Source organism: Martelella alba (assembly GCF_006516955.1).
Taxonomy (GTDB): Bacteria; Pseudomonadota; Alphaproteobacteria; order Rhizobiales; family Rhizobiaceae; genus Martelella; species Martelella alba.
Window position 1 is genome coordinate 12748 of record NZ_VHLG01000020.1, and the last position, 26159, is coordinate 38906.

Annotated in this window: 23 protein-coding genes and 4 pseudogenes; 10 read left to right on the top strand and 17 right to left on the bottom strand. The window is 57.5% G+C overall.

Annotation, left to right across the window (positions count from 1 at the left end):
• Positions 1-10: 10 nt before the first annotated feature.
• Genes FJU08_RS20895 through FJU08_RS23105 form a run of 3 tightly spaced genes read right to left on the bottom strand, consistent with a single transcriptional unit; the run spans position 11 to position 1367 of the window.
• Entirely contained in the window at positions 11-394 is a 384-nt protein-coding gene (locus FJU08_RS20895; protein WP_235890900.1) for a TrbC/VirB2 family protein, read from the bottom strand.
• A gap of 2 nt (positions 395-396) precedes the next feature.
• Complete coding sequence (locus tag FJU08_RS23100) at positions 397-1053, bottom strand: lytic transglycosylase domain-containing protein (protein ID WP_235890902.1); 657 nt, start codon at positions 1051-1053, stop codon at positions 397-399.
• Between the two features lie 14 nt (positions 1054-1067).
• The gene (locus FJU08_RS23105) at positions 1068-1367 is read right to left on the bottom strand and encodes a hypothetical protein (protein ID WP_235890904.1); all 300 of its coding nucleotides are present in this window, start codon (positions 1365-1367) and stop codon (positions 1068-1070) included.
• Positions 1368-1637: 270 nt separating this feature from the next.
• On the opposite strand from FJU08_RS23105, the gene FJU08_RS20905 reads away from it, so the two are divergent.
• Positions 1638-2222: a hypothetical protein gene (locus tag FJU08_RS20905; protein ID WP_141151001.1), complete on the top strand. Its 585-nt coding sequence runs from the start codon at positions 1638-1640 to the stop codon at positions 2220-2222.
• Positions 2223-2496: 274 nt separating this feature from the next.
• Entirely contained in the window at positions 2497-3141 is a 645-nt protein-coding gene (locus tag FJU08_RS20910; RefSeq protein WP_141151002.1) for a helix-turn-helix domain-containing protein, read from the top strand.
• A 133-nt stretch (positions 3142-3274) separates the two neighbouring features.
• Here the strand turns inward: FJU08_RS20910 and FJU08_RS20915 are convergent.
• The 5 genes and pseudogenes from FJU08_RS20915 to FJU08_RS20935 form a co-directional block, all read right to left on the bottom strand.
• Positions 3275-4073 (bottom strand): annotated as a pseudogene (locus tag FJU08_RS20915) (IS5 family transposase).
• 163 nt (positions 4074-4236) lie between these two features.
• Positions 4237-5061 (bottom strand): enoyl-CoA hydratase/isomerase family protein, encoded by an 825-nt coding sequence (locus FJU08_RS20920; protein ID WP_141151003.1) that lies wholly within the window; start codon positions 5059-5061, stop codon positions 4237-4239.
• 189 nt (positions 5062-5250) lie between these two features.
• The gene (locus FJU08_RS20925) at positions 5251-5898 is read right to left on the bottom strand and encodes an acyl-homoserine-lactone synthase (RefSeq protein ID WP_141151004.1); all 648 of its coding nucleotides are present in this window, start codon (positions 5896-5898) and stop codon (positions 5251-5253) included.
• 205 nt (positions 5899-6103) lie between these two features.
• A pseudogene (locus FJU08_RS20930) lies at positions 6104-6687 on the bottom strand (IS5 family transposase); the annotation flags it as partial.
• Between the two features lie 120 nt (positions 6688-6807).
• Positions 6808-7098, bottom strand: a pseudogene (locus FJU08_RS20935) (integrase core domain-containing protein); the annotation flags it as partial.
• A 140-nt stretch (positions 7099-7238) separates the two neighbouring features.
• On the opposite strand from FJU08_RS20935, the gene FJU08_RS20940 reads away from it, so the two are divergent.
• Positions 7239-8495 carry an IS110 family RNA-guided transposase gene (locus FJU08_RS20940; protein ID WP_141151005.1) on the top strand — a complete coding sequence of 419 codons (1257 nt, stop codon included), beginning with the start codon at positions 7239-7241 and terminating at the stop codon, positions 8493-8495.
• Positions 8496-8734: 239 nt separating this feature from the next.
• On the opposite strand, the pseudogene FJU08_RS20945 reads toward FJU08_RS20940, so the two are convergent.
• Positions 8735-9542 (bottom strand): annotated as a pseudogene (locus FJU08_RS20945) (IS3 family transposase); the annotation flags it as partial.
• A 121-nt stretch (positions 9543-9663) separates the two neighbouring features.
• On the opposite strand from FJU08_RS20945, the gene FJU08_RS22885 reads away from it, so the two are divergent.
• Both FJU08_RS22885 and FJU08_RS20950 read left to right on the top strand, forming a co-directional pair.
• Entirely contained in the window at positions 9664-9837 is a 174-nt protein-coding gene (locus tag FJU08_RS22885) for a hypothetical protein (protein ID WP_181409971.1), read from the top strand.
• Between the two features lie 753 nt (positions 9838-10590).
• Positions 10591-11706, top strand: a complete 1116-nt coding sequence (locus tag FJU08_RS20950; RefSeq protein WP_141151006.1) for an NAD(P)-dependent oxidoreductase — start codon at positions 10591-10593, stop codon at positions 11704-11706.
• Positions 11707-11942: 236 nt separating this feature from the next.
• On the opposite strand, the gene FJU08_RS20955 is transcribed toward FJU08_RS20950, so the two are convergent.
• The 5 genes from FJU08_RS20955 to FJU08_RS20975 all read right to left on the bottom strand — a co-directional run bounded on the left by FJU08_RS20955 (position 11943) and on the right by FJU08_RS20975 (position 17848).
• The gene (locus FJU08_RS20955) at positions 11943-13463 is read right to left on the bottom strand and encodes an aldehyde dehydrogenase (NADP(+)) (protein WP_141151007.1); all 1521 of its coding nucleotides are present in this window, start codon (positions 13461-13463) and stop codon (positions 11943-11945) included.
• Between the two features lie 82 nt (positions 13464-13545).
• Entirely contained in the window at positions 13546-14541 is a 996-nt protein-coding gene (locus FJU08_RS20960) for a 4-hydroxyproline epimerase (RefSeq protein WP_141151008.1), read from the bottom strand.
• A gap of 87 nt (positions 14542-14628) precedes the next feature.
• A complete protein-coding gene (locus FJU08_RS20965; protein WP_141151009.1) occupies positions 14629-15759 on the bottom strand; it encodes a M24 family metallopeptidase in 1131 nt (376 codons plus the stop codon).
• Between the two features lie 54 nt (positions 15760-15813).
• The gene (locus tag FJU08_RS20970; protein ID WP_141151010.1) at positions 15814-17073 is read right to left on the bottom strand and encodes an NAD(P)/FAD-dependent oxidoreductase; all 1260 of its coding nucleotides are present in this window, start codon (positions 17071-17073) and stop codon (positions 15814-15816) included.
• Positions 17074-17134: 61 nt separating this feature from the next.
• The gene (locus FJU08_RS20975; protein ID WP_141151011.1) at positions 17135-17848 is read right to left on the bottom strand and encodes a GntR family transcriptional regulator; all 714 of its coding nucleotides are present in this window, start codon (positions 17846-17848) and stop codon (positions 17135-17137) included.
• A 210-nt stretch (positions 17849-18058) separates the two neighbouring features.
• Between FJU08_RS20975 and FJU08_RS20980 the strand changes: the two genes are divergently transcribed.
• The 4 genes from FJU08_RS20980 (at position 18059) to FJU08_RS20995 (ending at position 22674) form a co-directional block, all read left to right on the top strand.
• Positions 18059-19036, top strand: a complete 978-nt coding sequence (locus FJU08_RS20980) for a zinc-binding dehydrogenase (protein WP_141151012.1) — start codon at positions 18059-18061, stop codon at positions 19034-19036.
• A 140-nt stretch (positions 19037-19176) separates the two neighbouring features.
• Complete coding sequence (locus FJU08_RS20985; RefSeq protein ID WP_141151013.1) at positions 19177-20154, top strand: linear amide C-N hydrolase; 978 nt, start codon at positions 19177-19179, stop codon at positions 20152-20154.
• Between the two features lie 201 nt (positions 20155-20355).
• Positions 20356-21456, top strand: coding sequence for a hypothetical protein (locus FJU08_RS20990; protein ID WP_141151014.1), 1101 nt, complete (start codon positions 20356-20358; stop codon positions 21454-21456).
• A gap of 36 nt (positions 21457-21492) precedes the next feature.
• On the top strand, positions 21493-22674 hold the full coding sequence (locus tag FJU08_RS20995; protein ID WP_141151015.1) for a hypothetical protein: 1182 nt from the start codon (positions 21493-21495) through the stop codon (positions 22672-22674).
• 102 nt (positions 22675-22776) lie between these two features.
• Here the strand turns inward: FJU08_RS20995 and FJU08_RS21000 are convergent, their stop codons facing one another.
• From FJU08_RS21000 to FJU08_RS21010, 3 genes are read right to left on the bottom strand one after another with little or no spacing between them, the layout of a single operon-like run.
• Complete coding sequence (locus FJU08_RS21000) at positions 22777-23472, bottom strand: pirin family protein (protein ID WP_141151016.1); 696 nt, start codon at positions 23470-23472, stop codon at positions 22777-22779.
• Positions 23473-23529: 57 nt separating this feature from the next.
• Positions 23530-24138, bottom strand: a complete 609-nt coding sequence (locus FJU08_RS21005; RefSeq protein WP_141151017.1) for an alpha/beta hydrolase — start codon at positions 24136-24138, stop codon at positions 23530-23532.
• 55 nt (positions 24139-24193) lie between these two features.
• Positions 24194-25126, bottom strand: coding sequence for a ring-cleaving dioxygenase (locus FJU08_RS21010; protein ID WP_141151018.1), 933 nt, complete (start codon positions 25124-25126; stop codon positions 24194-24196).
• A 128-nt stretch (positions 25127-25254) separates the two neighbouring features.
• Between FJU08_RS21010 and FJU08_RS21015 the strand changes: the two genes are divergently transcribed.
• Positions 25255-26154, top strand: coding sequence for a LysR family transcriptional regulator (locus FJU08_RS21015; protein WP_141151019.1), 900 nt, complete (start codon positions 25255-25257; stop codon positions 26152-26154).
• Positions 26155-26159 lie beyond the last annotated feature (5 nt).

The window sequence follows — 26159 nt, forward strand, 5'->3', positions numbered from 1 at the left end:
GTGGTTCAGATCAGGAACTACTGCCCCAGAGGCTGTTGACGACGGTCGGAGCGGCGCCGACAAAGACGATGGCGACGACGATCCACATGGCCTGGCGGAAATCGATCACGCCGAAAAACCAGCTGATGAATACGCCCACAAGCGCCAGCGTGGCGGCGGTCTTGCCGAGCGTTCCGGTCAGGGCATCTACGAGCGACTGAAGAAAGTTCTGGATCGCATTTGTATTGACCGACTGGGCGAAGGCGGGTTCGCTGAAGATGAGCAGCGCCAGAAGAGCAGCACCCAGGATGCAGATTGCCCTAATAAGTAGATTCATATTATGTATACTAAATTTAAGATTGTGTTTGGAGGCGTGCGAAAACGGCACTGTGTCGAAAGCGGTGACAGCGGTCATGCTTATTTCCTGTCTGTGGTTTCAGAAGTTTTGAGACGGTGATAGATGGCCATGACCTTGCGGACGTGGCCTTGTGTTTCCGTATAGGGCGGAATTCCGCCATGCTGGGTGACCGCATCGGGTCCGGCATTATAGGCCGCCAGCGCCAGCTCCTTGGAGCCGAAGCGATCAAGCTGCATCAGCAGATAACGGGCCGAGCCGTCGAGGTTCTGTTTGGGATCATGGGGATCAACACCAAGATGGGCCGCCGTTTCCGGCATCAGTTGGCCGAGGCCAATGGCACCCACGTGACTGATGCTCGATTGCCGGTAATTGCTTTCAATAGCAATATTGGCAGAAAACAAAGCCATCCAGTCGGTCACTGACAGGCCCGTCTTGCGCAAACCGGTGTTTCCGGCATAGCGCAACGCCGTTTCTTCAATTGCGGTCTGAACGTCTGCCGTCGGGATAGACGTTTTGATCGTGACGGATTGTTCCGGCGCTTGCGTTTCCACCTTTGCCTGAAGCTTTGAGCACAGTGGCACGCCGCCAGGACCGTAGCTGAAAGAAAACGCCCCCTGCCCTTGTGCGCAGGCGTGAGATGTGCGAACCCCGCCAGGACCGTAGTTAAATGCAAAGTCGGCAGCGATAGCTGGGACGCCAGCTGAAACGGCCAGCACCAGACCAGCAAGGGTCAGTCGGTATTGATTTCCTCTACGGGGGGCAAGGGGACGGGCAGGATGGTCTCGCCCGGCATCATTTCCCGATAATAGCGAAACAGCGCGGCGAAGGTCCTGAAGTAGCGAATTTCTGCAGTGTGGTAGACGACGACACGATAGATTGTCGGGTCGTCCGGCAACCGAACATGGGCCCGCCAAGCGAGTTTCGCGTTCAAGAGGACAGTTTCGACTTCCAGTCTTCCGCTTTTCCGTCTGATGAGATGCCTGATGGCAAAGGTATTGGCTGGTTGGACGACAACACGGGTTGTGGACACGCCACCTCCATAAAGCATGAGCGACACGTCCGAAGCATTTGCTTCGGATCGAGCCGTGTTTTTCATGTTCTAAGAAATATATCAATACACCGGTCATTTTTATGCTTTGAGCACTAAGTCATAAAATGATCAATATTGAGTATATGATAATAATTACAAAATATTAATTAAATTTCAAGATGTATTGCTAGAAGAGTCCGCAATTGATTCTTGCGGCGTTCCAATGCAGCGAGCTCCCGCTACATTCGAAATTTTCCAAAGAGGTGCGATGTGAAGGGATCCGACAAGACGATTGGACGATGGCTATCGCTCATGGCCGCATCATTTGCGGCTGCTTTTGCTGTCCAAACGCCGGCCTTTGCTGAAGGGGACTACGACCTCGACTGCGCCGTGATCCTGTGCCTGGCGGGTGGTTTCCCGGAGGGCTGCGATAAGGCGTACGTTTATATGCTGGATCGGATCACCCACATTCCCCCAAAGCCGCCATTCGGGTTCTGTGCCATGTCTGATGGTTCCGAATATACCGACTATACTGCGCCCCATAGGCGCTTGCGCAGTGAGGACGAAGACGGCTGGTACTGCCCGGACGGACTGAAGCTTCACCACGAGGTCACCCGTGATGACAATGGCAGGCGCCAGGTTGAGGCCTTCTGCTACGAAAGCGTTTCATATCGATGGAAAGGCTACGGCGAAGACCGCCGCAAGGTCCCTGTCTACAGGAACAGGCAGGCGGCAACGCCGCTGGATCTCGAGATGCAGATCACCATCGCGCCGGGAACGGCTGATGAGTACCGGTCATCTGTGTTTCGCATCAATACCGGCACGGGTTTCAGGGTAGAGTTGTCCGACGAATGAGGGTGGCAGGGCTTCGATGACGCCCTGTCCGTCTGAAGGCCCGCCGATTCCGATATGGGACAAAACTTGATGATATAAACAGAGGGCACGAAAAAAGCCCGTCAGCTACCAACTGAACGGGCTTTTTTGGACGAAACCAAATTCTGATTTGGAACCACCAAAGCTTGGTTTCCAAATTAGTCTGATCACCACCGGCCTGCAAGAGATATTCTTGCCGGAGCGTGATATATTTGGATTCTGTCCGCCCTCCTCTTGAACTGAGGGGGAGTTAATAATGAATAGCAGCCAGGGGCGGAATCCCACCGGGTGGCGAAAGCAGACAATCGCGCGGTTGCAGTATGCACAAATGGCTAAGGCGGCCGCGTTCGGACGGCATAGCCGCGCTGAAATCCGGCACCTGCTCAACCGGATCCGTCCGGCGCTCGGGCTCGGTACGACGCAAACCTTCCTGCTCAACATTCTTTTTGATGCGACCTATGAGCAGGACTGGCAGGTGGGCAGAGCGCCGATTGTCTGGCCGTCCAATGAAACGCTGGCGCGCCAACTCAGCATCAGTGTCAACGCCACCCGCGATGCGCTGCGCTTTCTCGCCGACGAAGGCCTGATCGCCTATCAGAACAGCGCCAATTGCCGGCGTGCTGGACAGCGCGATAGAAACGGCAGGATCATTTATGCCTATGGCATCAACCTTGCCCTTCTAGAAGCCCGCTATGATGAACTGAAGGCGCAGGCCGATCATCACGACGATGAGACAGCGCGGCGCCGGGTTCTGCGCAACGATATCACGTCGCTGCGCCGGACGATCGAGGCAACGATTGAGATGGCTCGTGACCGGGTCCCGGCCGAACGGCTGAAGACGTTTGAGCGCCAGCTTGGTCTGATCGGTCCTGCCTGGGACGGATCGGCCGGGCCAGCATAACCCTGCTCAGCCGCGTCTATAGCGCGTTGAGCCACCTATGGGTGGGGATAACCAGTGGGTGGGGATAACCAGGCTTGAATTTATGCAATTGCCAGCAAAAACCGACACCATGGTGTCGGCCAACCGACGGCTATTACAACCTACAACGCATCCTGATACTGTAGGCGGTAGCCTCATAATGCTTAAGCCAGATGCGTGCTGAGAAGAGCTTTATGGCTGCAAGGTAGTTGTCAGCACGCTTGTCGTGGCGCGTAGCGATGCATCGCGCTTCTTTGAGGCGATTGAAAAAGCGTTCCACCAGATTTCGGTAACGGTAGAGAAACCGGCTGAAAGCAAAGGTCTTTCTCCGGTTCCGTTTGGTCGGAATGTTTGCGAAGGCCTTATGTCTCGCTGCTGCATCCCGGATTGCATCGGTATCGTAGCCGCGATCGGCAAGAAGTGTTATGCCCGCGTGGAGTTAGGTCAGCAGCCCCTCGGCGTAGCTGCAATCGGCGTGCTGACCTTCTGACAGACACAGGTCTATTGGTAGCCCGTCGGCATCGACAACGGCATGGATTTTTGTCGTCAGGCCACCTCTGGAACGTCCCATGCTTCGATTGGAGCCCCCTTTTTACCGGTGGCACCATGCTGGTGGACGTGGACACAAGAGGAGTCGATCATCTGGATATCGCCGTCAAAGGCAGCGGAAATGGAAGCAAGAAGCCGGTCCCAGACGCCCGCCTTCCGCCAGCGGACAAACCGGTTATAGCAGGTGGTGTATGGCCCATAACGCTCCGGCACATCGGCCCAAGGACTGCCGGTGCGAAAGCGCCACAGGATGCCTTGATGATCCGACGATCGTTGACCCTCGGCACGCCGCGGCTGTTGTTGGGAAGAAGCGGCTCGATAACCGCCCACTCGAAATCCGTCAGATCAAAACGTCGTCTCATCAAGGGCTCCTTTCGGGAAACCATTGAATCAAAACGAATACTCGTCGTGAACCCATCAATTTATGAGTTTACGCCATAGTGCAGGTGTCCCGTTAGGCCCACAAAATGGTCGAGACCGTTGCGGTGGCGAAACGCTGCCCACCGCCGCAACGAACGATGCATTTTTTTAGGCGGAAGAACACAACCGCAAGACGTTGCGTTCTTCCGTCCGTTCGGGGCGTTGAGGGTTTGCCTGGCGGTTCGCCTTGCCTCGTTTCATCAATCGGGCCAGCAGTGACAATCTCTTGCGCGTGGCATCATCACGAAGAAGTTCCATGAAGATTTCATTCTCTAGCGCAATTCTGTCATCTTCTCTGTTCCTCTGGTGAAGCAGCCACCGCGTTTGTCTCAATGATTGACGCGGGAGCTTTGCCATGCGAGACGCAATAAGACAGGCTTCTCGTTCAAGGTTTACCTGATCCACGATCTCTGTGACAATTCCGGTTGATCTGGCGTCTCCGACCGACAGCGACTTCCCTAGAACGAAAATACTGAAAGCATTCCTGAGTCCAGTCAGTTCGGGCAGAAGTTGGCTCGATGCTGATTCTGGCGCCAGCCCCCATTGAACAAAAGGCGATCGAAACGTGCTTTCGGGTGATGCAAGAACAACATCGAAGTGAAGAAGCATGGTCATGCCGATCCCAACGGCAGGACCATCAACTGCCGCAATCAAAGGAATGTGTGAACTGATCAGCGCGCTAAAAAAACGTTTTGATGATCGGTTCAGATTACCTAGATCCTCTTTGTTCATGAAAGATGTTACGTCACTGCCTTCGCAAAATGATCGACTGCTGCTGGTAAACAAGACGCAGGCGATTTCCGGGTTTCGATTTGCCGCCTCCAGGAGTTTGGCAAGTCTTTCAAAGGTAGATGCTCGAAATCCTGGTTCCACAATCGTCCACTGAAAGCGAACAATCAGGAAACCATCCGCTCTTTCGATTTTTAGTGGCATAGGTCGTCTCCCACGCTTGCTGAATGACGGGTGCCAGCTTGAAGGGTGTCGTAGGCGCGGTAGATATACATTGCGGTCTCCGCGTGACCTAGTTTCATCGAAACCTGCAGGGCAAAGTCCAGGAGATCTGTCAAATATCCTTTGTCAATTTGACGGACCGCCAGTTGGTCGCCTGTACGTTCCTTTAGTTCAGAGCGCGGCTTCATAATGACCTCCGATCTTAGCCAGAGAGCCGAGAAATTGCACGACCGGCTCGTCAGTACCACGATAGCGGCGAACGGTTTGCAAGGTGGCCTCATCAAAATTTGCCAGGCTTGCGACGATTTTTTGATTTCCAATTTGTGTTTCCAACCCCAGAGGCTGGACGAAGAAGCCGAGTTGAATCGCACGAAGAACCCAGATCGTCTCAAACTCGATGATCACTTTGCGTATGCCAGACGCTAGCCCCCATTCTATGAAGCCAACCATCAATTCGCTTCCGACCGAGCCGACTTCCCTGCGGCTTTGCCGATATGGACGATCAACGCAATAGCGCGTCAGTTCGTAGATGTCGGGTCCCTTTGGAGAGTCAATCTTGCACAGCTGCGGGAATAGATCAGTCAAAAGGTGCGGCTTGTCTGAAGGAAGCATTCGTTGATAGCCAACGACCCGACCATCACGAACCGAAAGATGATGAATAGCATCGTCTGTGTCGAATTGATCAATCTCAAATTTCGCATCAGCCCGCGGCATGTCCCATTTGAGTTCTTCTATAAATATCCTGCGTCTAAGTTCGAATGCTTGTTCTATTAACTCAGGATAGTATTGCGCATCGCGCCCGGAAATAACGTACATCATAACATAATCCCCCATTCAGATTGTGTTGCGATTTAATATTCTTGGGATTTTGAGTCGTGTGTGCGGGTGCGATCGCGGGAATTGCATTAACCATAAAAACTAATTATAGTTCAAATGAAATGTTAATATATACTTACAGAATCAGATTATTTTAGATAATTGTAATTTAATATCAGAGGCAGATTCGAATTTATTCGGTTTAATTTCATAGTCTTGCGATGCGTCTTGTGAAGAGCTGTATGGAGGCGATGATGAGCCCTGCGGCTGCCGATGCGATGGTTTGTTCGAAATCCTTGGCAGGGCGGCGGTTGCGATTGAGCCATGTCAGGGTTCTCTCGACGACCCAGCGCCGGGGCAGCACCTCGAAACCTTGCGCCGTGTCGGAGCGTTTCATGATTTTGTCCGTCCACTTGCCAATCTGGCGCAGCGCCAGCCTGAGCTTGTCGCTCGCATAGCCGCCTTCGGCAAAAATGTGCCGCAGCCATGGAAAGCGCCTGATGATTTCTCGCAGCACCAGCGATGCGCCGTCACGATACTGGATATTGGCCGTGTGGATCACGGCGTGAACGAGATTGCCATCCGTATCTGTGAGAATGTGGCACTTGCGCCCCTTGACCTTCTTGCCCGCATCATATCCGCAAGGCCCACCGCTTTCGGTGGTTTTTACGCTCTGGCGTCGATTACGCCAGCGCTTGGCGACGCCTCTCGGCCTTTCGCTTCGCGTCCGATCAGCAACAGCGCATGATTGAGCAGGCGTCACAGCCCATTGTCGCGCCACAGATAGAACCAGAGCGCCGTATGGTGAAATGACCTGCCACTGAATTTTCATCCGGCTGCGATTAGAGCCTGGGCGGTTTTGCAGTGCGCCCATTTATTGGACCGCCGGCTGTTAGATTTTTCCGGCTCTGATCACGATGGCGGGCTGGTCGCGCCACCGGGATTATGCAACGCGATCGGGACGTTGTATCCGATCGCCGAATGAGGACGATCCTCATTGTAGTGTCTACGCCAATCTTCCAACTTTTCGCGCGCATCCGTAAGGGTCATGAACCAGTTCGCATTCAGGCATTCCGAACGCAACTTGCTGTTAAAGGCTTCGATGAAGCCGTTGTCAGTCGGTTTGCCAGGCCGCGAGAAGTCCAGCGTAACCTTGTTCACATAGGCCCAGAGATCGAGGTCACGGGAGATAAATTCGCTGCCATAGCACGTCGGGAAACAGTGCTGTCGATAGGTTGTGGCCACCCGCGGAGCCCAAAATAGCGTAGTGGGTGGCCATAACCGGTCCCAGGTCTCAACAGTGGTTTTGCTTAACCACACCGCTGAGGGTGCGTAGCACGGCTATGACCATCCATCACACTAATCCCGCGACCTTGCTGGTTGCTATCGATATCTCCAAGCATCGCCACGAAGTCTTGATTGGAATTCCAGGCAAGCAACGCCATCGTCGTATGACGGTCACCAATACGCTTGAGGACTTCAGAAGACTGTCTGCGGCCCTAGCCAGCTACGATCTGCCGGTGCGGATCGGGTTCGAGGCGACCGGTAACTATCACCGGCCGCTGGCGCACCATCTCGGCCAGTACGGGTTTGAGCTGAAGCTCGTCTCTTCTGTCGGCCTCGCCCGGACGCGGGAGGCCCTGCACAATAGCTGGGACAAGAATGACCCGAAGGATGCTCAGGTTATCCTGCACATGCTCGAGATCGGAGCAGTGCAGTTTTTCCATGATCCCCTGGTCGTCGGAACAGCAGACATTCAGGAGCTCTCGAAGACCCACGAGATCGTCTCACGCTCCAAGACCGAGCTTTGGCACCGCATCCTGACGCATTACCTGCCACTCTACTTCCCCGAGGCTGAGCGGTTTCATCGAAGCTCTCGGACCGACTGGTTCCTGGCGTTTCTCGAGAAGTATCCGACACCGACGATGATTACGACCATGAACCGGGACGCCCTCATCGCAGATGCCTGGCAGGTGGTTGGCAAGAAGGTCTCCAAAGAGCGCTTGCTTTCAGACATTTACGCCACCCCTGTCGGCTCCGTGGGACTGCCTGTGCATCCGGATTCCGACGCTGTTCGCATGTTCCGCCTTGTCCTTGCCGAAGGCAGAAGCCTTGTTCGCCAACGCAACGAGATCGAGTCCAGGGCAGTCGAGCTGCTCTCCGAGTTGCCGGACTATCAGTTGCTGACAACCATTCCCGGTATCGGTCCGATCAACGCCATGACCATTCTGGCCGAGGCAGGTGACCTGCGCCGGTTCCGACATCACCGGCAATTCCTGAAGTTCTGCGGCATGGACCTCGCCACTGTGCAGTCTGGCATGTTCCGCGGTCAAAGCCGGATATCGAAGTACGGCAACGCCCGCTTGCGTCGTACGCTCTGGATGGCCGGCCAGACTGCCGTTCTCAAGCGGACCAACAGCTTTCGTGACAAGTTCGAACGCTACATCTCGAAAGACCGACACAACGCTCATCTGCGTCGCAAGGCTTACACCGCGATCGCGGCAAAGATGGCGCGCACCGTACACGCCGTAGTTAAACACGACGAACCCTATCGCACCTTCTTCGAGGGGGTGAGCCCAGGCGGAAGGACCTCTCTCTGACACGAGCCGTGGAGGCAGGCATCTGACCTCGTAGACAATGTTCGGGCCTTCTGCTTGGGAATTGGGATCTCGTATTAAGGACGGTGAGGGCCGCCATCGCGCGTACCCTGTGTTTGCTATGGAAGAGATCATTTCTTGACGGCAGAGCCCGTCTGGGCAATCTTGACAAGGCACCCGGGACACCGGATGCCCTATGACCTGCTGACCTAAGCAGCCAGATTTTCTCGACATAGGACGTTGTCGACCCGTATCGTCTTCGGGTAGCCGCCTTTCCTGCAAATCCGTTCCAGCGTTTGCACCACATCCTCACCGCGATAGGTAAAGCGCGGGTCGGTGGCCGGGCTGAAGCGGGAATGGATATCCACAATGGTCAGGATTCGCAGCTTCTTGCCTGCCGCGAGCTGATCATGAACGAAGTCCATCGCCCAGATATCGTTCGGCCCTACGGCCTCCTGGCGATCCTCGCGCAGCTTTGCCTTCACCCGGCGTTTCGGGTGCTTGTTCCTGAGCTGAAGCCCTAACGCCTTGTAAATCCTGCGGGTCTTCTTGATATTGACTGTCCAGCCTTCTCGTCGAAGGAGCACGTGAACACGCCGATAGCCAAACCGGACGCGTGTCTCGCATATCTCCTTGATCCGTCTTTCAAGAGCGGCCTGACCGATGCGGCGGGACTTGTAATGGTAGGTCGAGGTGTCGAACGTCAGAACCTTGCAGGCTCGCCTGATCGACCCCCCCCATTCTACCAGCATCCCATCCACAAGCTTGCGCGTTCGGGCAGGCCTCAGAGCTTTCGGCGGATGACATCCTGAAGCATCTCGCGGTCCAGCGTCAGATCCGCTACGATCCGTTTCAGTTTCGCATTTTCATCTTCCAAAGCCTTCAGCCGGCGCATCTCGTCAGGCAGAAGACCTGCATATTTTTTCTTCCAGTTGAAGTAGGTCGCCTGGCTGATCCCAGCCTTGCGGCAAATCTCCGCCACAGGCACACCGTCATCCCCTGCTTCAGAATAAACGCCTTCTGGGCGTCCGAAAACTTCGATGCCTTCATCTCTTCCACTCCTTCTCCCAGCCAGAAAAATACCGCGGAAAACTCCAACATCAAACGATCTAGTTTTCAGGGGGCAGAGCACAGGTCAGGTGGACGAAAATTCCTGCGCGACGCCCTCTACATGCTCGCCCTCGTCGCCATGCGCTTCAACAAACAGATGAAGGCGAAATACGAGGCGCTGAAAGGCGCAGGAAAACCCGGCAAAGTCGCTCTGACAGCGATCATGCGAAAGCTTATCGAACGCGCAAATGTACTCATCCGCGATGAGCGAAAATGGGCGCAAAATGCTGCTTGATCAAAACGGATACTCTAAACGTCGGAAACAAGCAACGAGCGGAAAATATTCAATACTCATTACGGAATGAAATATTAATTTGAAGTTATTTTAATTTGTTATTAAATTTAGCGAATGTAAATGAAAATCCAAAAAAACCAAACAATATAAAATAAATGTAGAAAAAGTAATTACCGGTAATAAACAAAAATATTGCACCAAAAAAGAACATTGATGCAGCGAAAATGCGAAACAATATTAAAAGCATTTAGATTCCCTCTTCATATCGGTCGTTACATGAGATTAAATTTCGTTGAGTTCTCATGAGCTGGAGCGGGTGTCCGGCATTCATTGGCACAGAAGTTCGGCAGTGTTTGCTAGCCTGCTATGGCATTAATAGTGCGCTACGGTTGACGAAACTTCAATTGGAACCTCAAATTCAGTTGAGTTCTTGATAGCTACGGCATTGCCGTCCTTACTTCATGCTCCTTGTGCAAATCAAGCAGGTCGCATTGAAATCTAAAAATCAAGGGAACCGCAATTCGAGGTTTTCCAATCGATCACTCAATCCAAAGCGGTATTGTCAATGTGTGCTGCTCCGTTTGATTGATTGGCGGATATTCGGGGACTAAATTTACGCATTTCGAACTGACAGGCATGCTGGTGATGTAAAATTAAGCTGAGGAAGAGATTTCTGGCCTCCAGAGAGAGAGTGTCTTTGCCGTTTCAAATCGGTGTTTGCTGTGCCAGAAAGGGGTAATACAGGAGTGCCCCATGACTGACATTACCCTTGACTGGGCCGCCCGGCACATGCCGCGCGTCGCCCGTGCCGTTGCCAATCTTCCCGATCTTTCCGCCGTCCGGCTTTCCATGAGCATGCATCTCGACATGAAGATGCTGCCGCTGGTCGACGGACTTTGCAGGCGGGGTGCCAGCCTCTACATCACCACCTGCAACCCATCCACGGTTCGTGATGACGTGGTTGCTCATATGCGGGCGTCAGGTGCGCGGGTTGCGGCCTGGAAGGACATGCCGGCGGAGGCCTGGGCGGATGCGATTGCTGGCGGCATCGAATTCGGCCCGACCCATCTGTCGGAGATGGGGGCGGATTACACGCATTATCTGATGGAAACCGGTGTCGCCCTTCCTGACGTGAAGTGCGGCCTAGAGGCGACGGGCTCCGGTATCAACCGGCTGAAGGGCAAGCTGCCGCCTTGGCCGATCTTCAACTGGGATGACGTGCCTGTGAAGGAGGGGCTTCACAATCGCCATATGGTCGGGCTGACAACCTGGAACGCTTTTTTTGCCCGCACGCTTTTAAGTCTGCATGAAAAGAATGTTCTGGTGGTCGGTTACGGGTCTGTGGGGCAGGGACTGGCGGCCTCGGCACGCGCCTTTGGCGGCACGGTCATGGTCGCCGAGATCGATCCGGGCAGGCTCTTGCAGGCGCGCTATGATGGTTGGCAGACCGGGTCAGTCGAGGAACTGGCGCCGCGCGCCGATGTGATTGTCACCGGTACCGGCGGGCACCATGTTCTACCGTTCAAGGTTATAGAGACGCTGAGAGATGGGTGTTTCCTGCTCAATTCCGGCCACCGGATCGATGAGATCGAGCTCGAGCCGCTGCTGGCCCTGACAGGTGAGGCGCCGGTGCCCTATGTCACCAGCCACCATTTGCCCTCCGGCCGGACAGTGCATCTGCTGGCCAATGGGGCCATGGCCAATCTGACGGCGGGTGAGGGCGACAGCCTCAATTCTTTCGATATCACGCTTGCGGTGATGGCCGAAGGGATCGGCCATATTGTCGGTGACGGCGAGACGGCCAAAGCGGGTGTCCATCTTCTGCCCGATCCCGTCTGGGGCAGGGCCTGCGCCGACATTGGATCGTGAACGCGGGCCCGGCAAGCCGGGCTCTGTTTGCTGACAAAGCCATTCAGATTGCATGTTTGAGGCGGAATAGCGCCTCCCTCCGTCGTCATTCCCGTGCTTGTCACGGGGATCCAGATTCATAACGCATTGAATAGACAAGGTCTTTCGCGGCGCGACCGCGCTCAGGCTGAAAGGGGGCAGGGTTTGCCCGCAGTCAGAGCCCGGCTTGCCGGGCTCTGTCAGTTTTGCACAACGCTTCAGGCAAGCACGGCGGGCAGCAGTTCAGCCGGCATATCCTGGTAGCAGACGGGGCGCAGGAAACGGTCGATGGCAAGCGTGCCAACCGAGGTGGTGCGGACGTCAGAGGTTGAGGGGTAGGGGCCGCCGTGAACCATGGCCGGCGAGACCTCAACACCGGTGCCAAAGCCGTTGACCAGAAGGCGCCCGGCAATCGCTTCAAGCTTCGGCATCAGCATTTTGGCCGCCGGATAGTCGGCTTCGTCAATGTGAAGCGCTGCAGTGAGCTGACCTTCGGTGCCTTCAAGCACGGTTTCGAGTTCGGCCATGTCATCGCAGGTGACGATCAACCCGGCGGCGCCGAACACCTCATCCTGCAGATGCGGCTCTGCCAGATAGGTTTTTGCATCGGTTTCAAACAGGGCCGCTCTACCCTGCTGTGGCGAACCGGAAAGGCCTTCGGCCAGCTGGGTAACGCCGGGATGGGCCTGAAGCTTGGTGACGCCCTCGCGATAGGCGTTGCAGATGCCAGGCGTCAGCATCGTCTGGGCGGCGATCTCAACAAGGGCGGTTGCAGCTGCCGCCTTGAAGGCGTCGAGGCCTTCGCTTCTGACGGCAAGGATCAGGCCGGGATTGGTGCAGAACTGGCCCGCGCCCAGCGTCAGCGAACCGGCAAAGGCCTTGCCGATGGCCTCGCCACGGCTGGCAAGGGCTGCCGGGAACAAAAGTACCGGATTGATAGCGCTCATCTCCGCATAGACCGCGATCGGCACTTTGCGTTCGGATGCGATCTTCATCAGCGCCATGCCGCCGCGCCGCGAGCCGGTAAAGCCAACCGCCTTGATGCGCGGATCTGCCACTAGTGCCGCGCCGATTTCGTAGCCTGCATCATGCAGCATGGAGAAAGTGCCCTCAGGCATGGCGCAATCGGCTACCGCCTTCTGCAGTGCCATGCCGATGAGCTCCGATGTGCCGGGATGGGCCGGATGGGCCTTGACGATGACCGGGCAACCGGCTGCCAGCGCCGAGGCAGTGTCTCCACCGGCAACTGAAAATGCGAGCGGAAAATTGGAGGCGCCGAAGACGGCGACCGGCCCGATCGCCATTTTGCGAAGCCGCAGATCCGGCTTTGGCGGCGTGCGGGCAGGATCGGCGGCATCAAAACGCAGGCCCAGATATTTGCCTTCCCGCAGAACGGAGGCAAAGAGACGCAACTGATTGACGGTGCGCATGCGCTCGCCTTCGAGGCGTCCGCGCGGCAGGCCGCTTTCGGCCATGGCGCGGACGATCAGTTCGTCACCAATGGCAAGAATGTTTTCACCAGCCTTTTCGAGAAAGCGGGCGCGGTCTTCTTCTGCGGTTTCGCAATAAAGCGGGAAGGCTGCAGCGGCAAGCGCTGCGGCATCATCTAGGTCTTTCAGCGATGCGCCGCCAAACGTCTCTGGCAATGCCATGCCGGTCGCGGCCTCGATCGCGGTGAGTGTGCCGTTTTTTCCGGTTCTCGTTTCAGCGCCGATCAGCAGTTTTCCGGTAAGCGTCATAATATCCTCGTCAGTTGTCATGTCTGCGGAGCGAAAGTGCGCCGGCCGGGCAAATGTGGGGGTGTCCGGCCGGCTGGCAAGGTTATTTGACCTGAAAACCCTGCCAGAATGTGTCTTCGCGATCGATCCAGATGGTGTTGAAGCCGGTGGAAATGGCTGACCCCTCAATGGAAGGGATGATGGCCGCCGTTCCGTTCAGTTCGGTTGCCTTTTCGACCCTGCCGATGAATTTGCTGCCAATATAGCTCTCATGAACGAATGTATCACCGGGTTTCAGCACGCCCTTGGCGGTCAGATGCGCCATGCGGGCAGATGTGCCCGTACCGCAGGGCGAGCGGTCGATGGCACGTTCGCCGTAGAAGACGGCATTGCGGCCGTCACCGCCATGTTTTGGCTTGTCGGTCCACATAACGTGGGAGACGCCGGCAATGGTCGGGTCGAGTGGGTGGACGGGCGTAACCTTCTCTCGCATGGCGATGCGGACCTTTGAGGACAGCTCGACAATTTTCGACGCTCCGAGATCATCAAGGCCGGTGTAATTGCCCTGTGGCTCAATGATGGCGTAGTAATTGCCACCATAGGAGACATCGACGGTGAGCGGGCCGATGCCGTCAATATCGATTGCGATACCGCTTGCAGCCAGATAGGCCGGTACATTGGTGATCTTCACCGAAGTGACCTTGTTGCCGTCGGCCTTGTAATCGATATCGATGATGCCCGCCGGCACTTCGATCTTCAGTTTTCCAGGCGTGCGCGGCGTGATCAGACCGTTTTCGAGACCGAAGGTGACAAGGCCGATCGTGCCATGGCCGCACATGGGCAGGCAGCCTGAGGTTTCGATGAACAATATGCCGAGATCGGTATCGGGCAGGGTTGGCGGAAACAGGAAGCCGCCGGACATCATGTCATGGCCGCGTGGCTCATAGCAGAGCCCGGTGCGGATCCAGTCGAAACGGGTCAGAAAGTCCTGCCGGCGTTCCGACATGGTGGTGCCGGAAAGAAGCGGCGCACCACCAGCGACAAGGCGGACCGGATTGCCGGCCGTGTGGCCGTCGATGCAGAAAAATGTATTGCGCATGGGTGTTGTCCAAAACCTCGGGCCCGGATCTTGCGTCAGATCCGTCCCAAAAGACGTATGCAACTTGTCGACAGAATACAAGCCCCTTTATGAAAAGGGCTCGGTCGGGCTCTTTGCCGGGGTGGTGAACCATTCGGCTCCGGTATCGGTGATGCGGATGAAATCCTCCAGCCGGACACCGAATTGACCGGGGACAACGATCATCGGTTCGTCGGAAAAGACATTGCCGGGGGCAAGCGGAACCGTGTTGCCGCGCACGATAAAGGGTGCTTCGTGAATATCGAGGCCGAGACCGTGGCCAGCGCGATGCGGCAGGCCGGGCAGGTGATAGTCAGGGCCGAGGCCGTGGGCAATCATCACCTTGCGGGCAGCCTCGTCCAGCGTTTCAGGCAGCACGCCGGGGGCTGCCGCATCGAAAACGGCCTGCTCCGCTTCGCGTTCAATGGCCCAGATCCGGGCAAATTCCTTTGTCGGCTCCGATTTCACATAGGTGCGGGTCAGGTCTGACTGGTACCCCATGACCTGCGTACCGGTGTCGATCAGGATCACGTCGCCTTCGGCATAGGTCTGATCGCCGTCAGCGCCATGGGGCAGCGAACTCGCCGTGCCGAACGAGGCGATGGCGAAGGTATTGCCAGCGCCGCAGAGTTCGCGATGGGTTCTGTCGATGAATGAGACGACCTCGGAGGCACGGATGCCGGGTTCGATCAGCTGGTGAACACGTTTCTGCACTTCCAGCGTGACATTCATCGCATATTGGATGATGGCGATCTCGTCGGCGGATTTCGATGCACGGATCGCCGAAATCATCGCGCTGCCATCGGCAAGCCGCGCGGGTCCCATGGCTTTGGCCAGCGGATAATAGACAAAAAGCGGCAGATCGGGATCAAGCGCGAGCCTGCCTTCATTGCCGAACAGGCGGGCAATCAATTCGGCCGGGCTTTCTTCTTCTTCCCAGATCGCGATATCAGCGTCGATGCGCGGCAGTGTCTCGACCCGCGATTTTTCGAAACCGGGCACGATGTAGATCAGCCGGTCGGCGGTAACGAGGGCGCCGACAAGACGCTCGCTCTGATGCCATTCCAGCCCGGTGAAATAGCGAAGGCTCGAGGTCGAGCCCAGGAGAACGCCGGAGCAGGGGCTGTTGTCGAGGCTTGCGCGCAAGCGGGCAAGATGCGCCTTGTGATCAATGGTGATGGCGGGCAGTGCAAAACCCATGATGGCGTCCTTCTTCTCTCATACGATTGTCGGCAATTCGTTCCGGTTATCAGCTCAAAGAAAGCGGAACCGGTCGACACGCAGATTGGTGATGTCGATTTCGGGCGCGCGACCGGCGGCAAGGGCTGAAACCAGCCGGCCGGTTGCGGCGGCCTGTGTCAGTCCCAGATGGCCGTGGCCAAAAGCATAGATGACTGCTGGCGCCTTTTTCGAGCGGTCGATCACCGGCAGATAGTCCGGCATGGAGGGGCGGAAGCCCATCCATTCGACCCCGCCTTCGGTTTTCAGATCCGGCAGGAAGCGGGTGGCGAGCTTCAGCAACGCCTTGGAGCGGGCAAAATTTTCGGGAAGATCAAGGCCGCCGAATTCGACTGCGCCGCCAACTCGGATGCCGGACGAAAGCGGCGTGACGACAAAGGAGTGATCATTGAAATAGAGTTGCCGCTTCAAGGTGAAATCCTGCAGCGGCAGTGTCGTGTTATAGCCGCGCTCGGTATCGAGCGGCACGCTCTCGCCAAGGCTTGCAGCCAGATGTTTCGACCAGGCACCGGCAGCAACAACCGCATTGGCCGCCGCAATCGTGGTGCCGTCCTCAAGCAGGATATCGACGCCATTTTCGCGCGGGGCAAGCGATTTTGCAGCCGCCTGACGGAAGCTGGCGCCCCTTGCCTGACAAAGTGCACCGACGGCGCGGGTGAAATCACCGGGATCGGAAATCTGTTGGCCGTCTTCCGACCAGATCGCATGTTTGAAGCGTGGATCGAGACCCGGCTGCAGGGTTTCGATATCCGCCCGGCTCACGCGTTCAAAGGCAAAGCCGGCGGCCTTTTTGCGGGCCCAGTCGGAGGCCGCGGCATTGAAGCTTTTTTCGCTGTCGTAAAGATCGAGCGTGCCGGACGTAACAAAGAAAGGTGACAGGCTCTCTTCGGTGCTGACGGCCTCATAGGCCAGCATGGCCAGCTTCATCAGATCGGTCTGGGTGCCGATGCCGCGCTCATAATTCTTGCGGAAACTCGCTTTCCAGAAGTGCCAGAACCACGGCACCAGCTTGGGTGCATAGGGCCAGCGGATTGACAGCGGCCCGAGCGGGTCCATCAGCCAGGCCGGCGCTTTCCAGGTGACGCCGGGCGCGGCGATCGGTGTGATTTCCGGAAAGGCGAGGATCCCGGCATTGCCCTGACTGGCACCGGCGGCAAAGCCTTCCTTATCCAGTATGGTGACGCTGCGGCCGTCCTTTATGAGTTGCAATGCGCATAGCGCACCGATGATCCCGCCGCCAATGACGACACAATCAAGCTGTTGTTTTTCTGACATGGTCTGGTTCCCCGGAGGCGCGGTCCGGCGGGCCACGCAAGGTGCTATTGTTGTTGCGGCATCAGCCGAGTTTCATCCCGCGGGCCTGACCGGTATCGCGGGCGAGATATTCCTGAATCTGACGGACGATCTGATCGGCATGGGCAATTGCCAGCCGGTCAGCCTCTTCGATATCACCGTTCTCGATCACGGCGATCATCGCCTCATGCTCGTCAACATATTGGCGCGGCAGACGGTCGTCGAAGGTCTGGTAATAGAGCCTGAGAATGCGCCTCCCCTCATCGAGAAGTCTGGCGAAAAAGGCTGTGTAATAAGGGTTCCCGGCGCATTCGGCTGTCGCGACGTGGAATTCGCGATTGGCCTCGATCATGGCGAAAGCATCCTGTGCTTCGACAGCAGCGATGAAATCATTCTGGCAAGCCCGCATCTTTTCCATGGCCGCCTTGTCGCGTCTGGTGGCCGCGCCGCGCATGGAAAGGCGATACATCAGCGTCAGCGCATCAAAATAGGGTGGCAGATCGGCGAAATTGATTGCCGAGACGATGGTATTGCGGTTGGGAAGCGTCGTTACCAGGCCTTCACCGGCCAGCCTGAGCAGGGCTTCGCGCACCGGGGTGCGCGACATGCCGAAACGATCAGAAAGACGAACTTCGTCCAGTGGAGAACTCGGAGCGAGCTTCATCGACAGGATCTCGTGGCGCAGTGCCTCATAAACCTTCTGCGTGCCTGAGCCGCGCGTCTTGACCTTCTCGGCCGGATGTTCTTCTGCCGTCATGTTTTCCCCTGCACGCTAACGTGTCTCACTCTTCATAAAATTCTGAACACAAATTGTCGACAAAAATCGACATTGATCTTTCCTGTCAAAAACGGGAAAGACGCGGTTTGATCCGCCGCAAGCGCCGCCTTAAATAAGGGATGGCTATTGTTGGCATCACGCCGACGGGCAAATCCATTGCCCATCGTCAACCCAAAGGAGCACGAAGAGATGAAGGCTGCAATCCATGATGTTTTCGGCGATCCGGCCGAAGTACTGAAATGCGGAACGGCCGCGCGTCCTCAGGCGGCTCCCGGTGAGGTGGTGCTGAAGGTCCTGCTGTCACCGATCCATAATCACGATCTGTGGACGGTCCGGGGCAGCTATGGCGTCAAGCCTGCCCTGCCGGCGATTGGCGGATCTGAAGCTGTCGGCATTATCGCCGACGTCGGGGAAGGGGTTGACCCCGGTCTGACTGGCAAGCGTGTTGCCGCTGCTGGTCTTGCCGGAAGCTGGGCGGAATATGTCACGGCCAGCGCTGCCTCGCTCATTCCGCTGCCGGACGGCGTGTCTGATGAAATCGGCGCGCAGCTGGTTGCTATGCCCTTCAGTGCGATCACGCTGCTTGATTTTGTTGATGTTGCGCCGGGCGATTGCGTGGTGCAAACGGCGGCCAATGGTGCTGTCGGCAAGGTGTTTGCCGCCCTTGCCAGCGCGCGCGGCGTCAAAACCGTCAATCTGGTGCGCCGCCAGGAGGCTGTTGCCGAGCTGGAAAAGCTCGGCGTTGAAAATGTCATTGCCACCGATCAGGCTGACTGGCTGGAAAAGGCGCAGGCACTTGTTGGTGAAAAGGGGGCACGGGCAGCCGTTGATTCCGTTGGTGGTAAGATGGCAATGGCGCTTTGTGATCTCATCGGTGAAGACGGGCTTCTGGTCACTTTCGGCACGGCCACCGGCGCGCCGCTTGCGCTTAGTTCCGGCACGATCATCTTCAAGCAGCTGACGGTGAAAGGGTTCTGGGGCAAGAAGGTCAGCGACGACATGGCCCTGGAGAAGAAGACTACCCTGTTTGGTGAATTGCTGCGGCTGGCGGTTTCCGGCGCTTTGCCGCTGCCGGTCGGCGGGATTTTTTCGCTTGATGAGGTCGCCGATGCCGCAAGGGCAGCACTTGTTCCCGGCCGCGCTGGCAAGATCCTGCTGAAGCCTTAGCCAAGGCCGCGCCCATTCGGATCCATGACGCCGGCGCGTCAAATCGCGCCCGACGGGAGCCCCGCTTTGGGCTTCCGTCATCCGGGTAAACTGTATAGCGTCAGCCTCAAGCAACGAAATAGTTTGAGGAGGCTGAGCGCATGTGCACGCGAATATTCTATGAGACCGGGAACGCTACCTATATTACTGGCCGCAACATGGACTGGAGCGATGTCCATATGCAGACGGATTTCTGGGTCTTTCCGCGCGGTCTGAAGCGCGATGGCGGGCTTGGCGATGGCTCGGCTGAATGGACATCACGCTATGGTTCGGCAATTGTCAGCATCTATAATCTGGCGACCTCCGATGGCCTCAACGAGGCGGGGCTGGCCGGTAATATGCTTTATCTCGCCGAGTCGGACTTCGGCGATCCTGCCGCGCGCGGAAAACCGCTGATTTCTGCGGGGGCCTGGCTGCAATATATGCTTGATAACTTCGCGACTGTCGAAGAGGCCGTGGCGGCAATGGCGGATGACCCGCTGACGGTTGTCAGTGCCGATGCGCCGAATGGCAAGCCTGCAACGGTTCATCTGGCGCTGTCCGATGCATCCGGCGATTCGGCGATCCTCGAATTTGTCGGCGGCAGGCTGACAATCCATCACGGACGCGACTTCAAGGTGATGACCAATTCGCCGGTCTATGACCAGCAGCTGGCAATCAACAGCTATTGGGATCTGGTTGGCGGCAAGAACTTCCTGCCCGGAACCATCGCTGCAGCCGACCGGTTCGCGCGTGCCAGCTATAATCTGAAATCGACGCCGCAATTTGCCGACCAGAGGGCAGCCCTTGCATCCGTCTTTTCGCAGATGCGTGCTGTCAGTACACCGCTTGGCATGGCAGACCCTGAAAAGCCCAACATCGCCTCGACGCTGTGGCGCACGGTGATTGACCATGAGGCGCGGCGCTATTTCTTCGATTCCGTGATCAACCCGTCGGTGTTCTGGATCGCGCTTGGCGACTTCAATCTTGAAGCCGGTGCCCCGGCCCTGAAGCTTGACCTTGGGGATCCTGCGACGCCCGGCGGCGATGTTGCCGGTCTGTTTCAGGCCCATGAGCCCTTTAGCTTTCTGATACCCTGAGCCACGCGCTACGCTTCAGCCGGCAGGAAGATCCGGCCGGCTGAAGCGTAAGTTCAGTATTTTCTATTTTTTTATCACAATGTCTCGCGATTGAATTGCATGTAAGGCGCTCTGCAGAGCGGTGTGGCTGCGTTTCGATGGCAAGGGCGTTCAGACAGTTTCCACCCTCTCCAGCGCCTTATCTGAGGAGGAGACTGATATATGCTGAAGCCCGTTGGCAGTCATGCCGGTACGTCCCGCATATCGGGAGCCGCGCGCGCGGAACCATCGCAAAGCCACGCCAAGTCCCGCCGCGCAGCGGCCGCTGGCCAGCAAGGCGGGGTTTCTGGCCTTATCGGTTCGGCCTGGCGCAAATTGTATTCCGGCGCCGAGATCGCTGCGGCCTCGGCCTGTCTGGAACGGGTACAGGCCGCCATGCGCTTCGAAGCAGCGCTCAAGATAACCCGTTTCACGTCGGGCGAGCACGCCCGTGCGCAAGCGATCACGACGTTCCTTGTGCCTGCCGCCAGAGCTGTTTCGGCGACATCCGGCAGCGAAATGCCGTTGCGTACGGTCCTGCAACAGGTTTCGAGGATCATGGATGAACAGTGCCGCCATGAGACCTTGGAGAAATTCTGCCATGACTGGTTTGATGGCCGCACGATCTCACCGGATCAATTCATTCGCGATATGCGTTTTATGAAGGATTTTCTTGTGCTGATGCCCCGCGGGAGTGCCAGTCCGGCGCTTGTCGGTCTGGCGCATATGTTCGGGGCTTCGCCGCTCAGCGCCGAGGGCAACAAGGCGGAGCTGGCTGAGATACTGGCGGCGTATCGGCACTTAAGCGAGGGCGAGCCCTTGCGGGCAGAAGAGACCGATGCGCGCTTCGTCGCAGCCCTTGCTGCCAGCGCATGCAAACTGGACATGCGGACACAGAAACAGGTTGCCGGAGCGCTGCTTGATCGTCTGCCGGTGGCACGGGAGCGGAACCTGTCGAAAGACGGGGTCAGCGAGAGTGTGCTTGTAAAAGCCGGCGCCTATGCGGCCGTCGCAAGGCTGATCGACAGTTGCGAAGGTTTCCAGCGGGAATCGCGTTTTTCCGTCGCAGCCAGTCCGTTGACCGTAGCATTTCAGAGCAAGCTGAAATCACAATGCAGCGGCGATGTCAGGACTGAGTGCGGGAATCTTCTGACCATGCTGAGAGGCGAGGGAGCGGTTTTCAGCCCGACACTGCGAGAGCGAGCCGTCACCCGGCGTCACCGGCCTCTGGCCGAGATGGTGCCGGAAAAAGCCAGATCATTCGATAGTGTTGCAACGATCTGATTGGCCGTGGCCGTCAGACGAGAGGAGGTGGGGCATGTGGCGCACATCAGCCGAACTGCGAAACCCGCACAGACAGACGTCATTGTATCCGGACGCCCCGTCGACGTCGGATCGGCAGCCGCTTTTGCCGAAACCTTCGAAAAAACTGCGGCGGGAGGAGGGCTGGCGGGTCTCTATAACAGGCTGCGCGGCAAGACGCGGCCCCGTGCCGATGAGGCGCACGGCGCAGCGCAGCAGGATGCCGCGGCTCCAGGCTCCGGGCCCGCGGGCCGGGCGGGGAGCAGCACGCAGCCGGTGCGGAGATATTATGTACCGCGGGGCCGGCCGTTTCTTCTGGTCGAGCAGGTCAGCGAGCCTGCGGGCCGGGGCCGTGCGAACCGGGGCAGTGTCGCCGGCGATCTTTTCGATATCACCGCTGCGCTGGTCAGATCCGAGCCGGATGAGCGTCGCCGGGCCATGGCTGTTGTCAATGATTTTTTGCCGAAGGCGAAGGCATATCAGCCGTCCCACAGCATTGAGCCGCTGGCCAAACTGTTGCGGCAGGTGACCGAGATTTCGGATCCTGGTCTTCGCAACCATGTCTTTACCATGGTTTGCGACAGCTGGCCGGAAGACCGGAAGGTTTCTGAGTCCCGTTTTTATGCGGAAATGCGCTGTTTCGTTGATGCCGTTCGCAAGCTGCCAAGTGATGAGATCGATGACGAACTTGAAAGCCTTGCCCGTCTGATGGCCGCTTCGAAATCGAGTGCAAGCGGCAATCGTATTCTGGTGTCGGATATCATGCTTGCTTACGTTCATGTTCGCGAAGGCAAGAGCGATCCGGTGGCGGTGGATGAGGCAAAGTCCAATTTTCTCGCGACACTGGCTGAAAGCGCGATGGAGCTTGACCGGGCCAGCCGGCACGATCTCGCCGGTGTGCTGCTCGATCTTCTGCCGGATATTACCGACCAGATGGTGCGGGAAGACAACTCAGCCAGCCAGGAATGCGCCTATCTTTCGCTCAGCCGTCTGATCGACAGTGTCGAGCCGCCGAGAAGGACGCTTCCGTCGCGACCTCTGGGCGAAACGTTTCTGGATATTCTGGGCGAAAAATGCGGGGCGATGGCATGGTCCGAAATCGCGCCGCATGTGTCCGCCCTGCGCAGTCTTTCCGGCGCGCGCGACAGTTTGCGCCGGGGACGGATCGAAGGCAGCTCGGATAGTGAGGCTGTTTGCTGAGGAGCGGCAAGAGGTCGGGCGGCGCGCCCTGTCCGTCTGCCATCCCCAAGGAGAGAGATGGCATTTCGGTCAAAGGCGGCGCCGCCCTTCAGCCTTGGGAGGCTATTGCTTGAGGTCGAAGAGCAGCGCCCTGCCGCCCGTGACCCATTCAATCGGTCCGATCTCTTCCGTGCCGATCTGAAGACCGGTTCCCGCATTGAGCCGTTCGCCTTCCAGCGTTGCCAGCCCTTCGACAATCTGAACGAAGTGCTGGCGGCCGAGCTTTGGCGTGACCGCCAGACGGTCACCCTCAAGCGGAGAAGCGACGGCGATCTTTGTGTCGGAGATCAGTTTCAAAATGCCCTCTCCGCCATTCCGGTCAGCAAAGCGGGTCCAGCCGCGAGCCGCCTCAGGCAGCGTTATCTGCTGATAGGTTGGCTTGCCGTCAAATTCCTCCGGGATGATCCATATCTGAAGAAAATGGGTTGTTCCGTCGACAGACGCATTCATCTCCTCGTGGCGAATGCCGGAACCGGCCGACATTAGCTGTGCTTCGCCCGGTCTGATCACTGTGCTGTTGCCGAGCGTATCGGCATGGCGTAACGCGCCGGTGAGCGGCAGCGTCAGAATGTCCATATTGTCATGGCCATGGGCGGAAAAGCCGGAACCGGGAATGATCCGGTCTTCGTTGATGACGCGCAGTGCGCCATAACCCATACGGGTCGGATCGGAAAATCCGCCGAAGGAGAAGGTATGAAAACTGTCGAGCCAGCCCTGGCGGGTATGGCCTCGATGCATGCTGTCATGAATGAGTACCATTATCTGTCTCCTGAACCCGTCCCCGATCAGGGGACGGGTGATTTGAGAGGCTTTTGCTTAAGCCTTCAGAAATTCGGCAACCGCCGTGATTTCCTGAGGCCTGATTTCGTGGCCACCGTCATGAATACTGCTGGTGACGATTGCGCCCTGACGATCGAGGAACGCGGTCAGGCGTTCGGTCAGCGGCAGCGGGCATATCGGATCATGCGTCCCGGCCGTCACCAGAATTTGCGTGTCGGCCAGGCCGGAATTGTTTTCCGGTTCGAACGGAATCAGCGGATGGAGCAATGCGGCGCGGTCGAACAGGCCCGGATGTTTGAACAATACCGAAGCCAGAATATTGGCGCCGTTGGAATAGCCGATGCCATAGATCGGCCGCCCCTTGTTGGCGGTGCGATGAAGGGCGATGAAACGGGCCATCTTCTCCGTGCGCTGGTTCAGATCGTCCATGTCATAGACGCCTTCGCCGGTCCGGCGGAAGAAACGGGCCGCACCGAATTCCGATACATCGCCGCGCGGTGAGACGATCGCCGCTTCGGGCAGGATCTGACCGATCAGGCCGGAAAACTGCATCTCGTTGCCGCCCGTTCCATGAAAGGTGAAGACGAGCGGTGCGTCACGCGTCGCCGCAGGCTTCTCATAGATCTGATAGGTTTCGTTGATCATTGTCGTCTCCTTCTGCCGGAAGGCGGGGATGCCCCCGTCTTCCACAGCCGTTTCGTCAGTCGGCGATCGGGGTCAGAATTTCCTCGATCTTGGCGCGATAGGCTTCATACTGGCCGGGCAGTTTCAGTGCCTCGCCGAGATGAGCGGTATCTTCGTCATGGTCGAAGCCGGGCTCGTTGGTGGCAATTTCGAACAGAACGCCACCCGGCGTGCGGAAATAGATCGCCCAGAAATAGTTGCGGTCGATCACCGGAGTGACCTGATAGCCGGTATCCATCAGCGCTTTGCGCACTTCGAGCTGGGCGGCGCGATCCTCAACCGCAAAGGCGATGTGGTGAACCGAGCCGGCACCCTGACGGGCGCGCTCGCCTGCTGGCAATGCCTGAAGATCGATGAAATCGGCGCCGTTGCCGCCGGGAATGGCAAAACGGGTCCAGTCATCCTTGTGGTCGATCTTTTCATAACCCATGAAGCCGAGCAGTTCGGCTGTCGCGCCGTCATCCTTCAACCGCATGGTGGCACCATGAAAACCGCGAATGGCCTCGGCCGCGCCGATATCGCTTTTCAGCCAGCCCTCGCGGTGGTCATTGTCAACCTCGACCAGGGCGAAGCCGTCGCTGTCTGGACCGGCGATCCGAAGTCGCTTTTCGCCAAAAACCTCTTCCTCGCCGAGGATGGTTATCCCGCCCTTTTCAAAGCGTTCGCGCCAGAAGGGGATTGAGCCCTTCGGAACGGCAAACAGCGTTTCGCCGACCTCGCCCGTGCCGGGTTTGCCAGCGGCAATGTGCGGGAAGGGGAAATAGGTCATGACAGAGCCGGGTGTGCCGACTTCGTCGCCGTAATAAAGGTGGTAGACATCCGGTGCGTCGAAATTCACCGTTTTCTTGACGCGGCGCAGGCCGAGCGAACGGGTGAAGAAGTCATTGTTTTCCTGGGCGTCCTTCGCCATGGAGGTGACGTGATGCAGGCCCTTGATCTCAGTAAGCATGTTCCTGTCCTTGTCTGTGGCGGGGCATGTGCCGCCGCGCTGTTGGTGACAAGATGGTGCGGTTGGGACATAAAGAGAATGGCAATAAAATTGACAATATTATTGCAAAAAACGTAATAATAGGCGTTATGAAAGATCTGAACGATATCCGCGTTTTCCTCGCCGTTGCCGCGCATGGCTCCTTTGCCGCAGCCGCGCGTGAACTCGCCATGACGGCACCAAGCGTGACGCGGGCTGTCTCGGCGCTTGAAGGGCGGCTCGGGGTGCAATTGTTCCTGCGCACCACGCGTTCGGTCTCGCTCACTTCGGCGGGTGCCGTCTATGTGGCGCGCATGCGGCCGCTGGTGGAAGCCATGGATGCGGCGGCCGAGGCGGTGCGGGCGGAAGCGGGAGCTGCCGCTGGCCTTATCCGGCTGAACGGGCCGTTGTCTTTCGGTCAGCGGATCCTGCCCGATGTCGTGTCGGGATTTCGGGCCGAAAATCCCGCGATCACGCTTTCCGTTTCGCTGACCGACAGCTTTGTCGACATCATGACGGCACCTTTTGACCTGGCGATCCGCATTTCCGGTCCGCCCGATGACAAGTCCTCGATCTGGCGCAAGATCTGCCCGGTGCGGCGCGTGCTGGTGGCCTCCCCCGGTTTTATCGCCGCCAATGGCCGGCCCGAAACGCCTGAAGCACTCGACCGGATGCCCTGTCTTGCCTTTGATGCCGATGCGGTTTCCGAGACCTGGGAGCTGGCCAGTGCCGGGCGAAAGCGAAAGGTCCGCGCCGGTCATTTCATCGCCACCAATAATGGTGATCTCATCGCAGGCCTTGCCGAAAACGGCGCAGGCGTTGCCATGCTGCCGCTCTTTATCGTTGAAGAGGCATTGGAGGCGGGGCGGCTGGTGCAGATTCTGGATGAATGGCTGCCGCCAGAACTCTGGCTGACGCTTTACTATCCATCCTATGATCGCCTGCCGATGCGCGTCGCCCGCTTTTCGGATTTTTTCGAAAGCTATGTGACGCGCATCAGGCCGCTTTGAGTTTG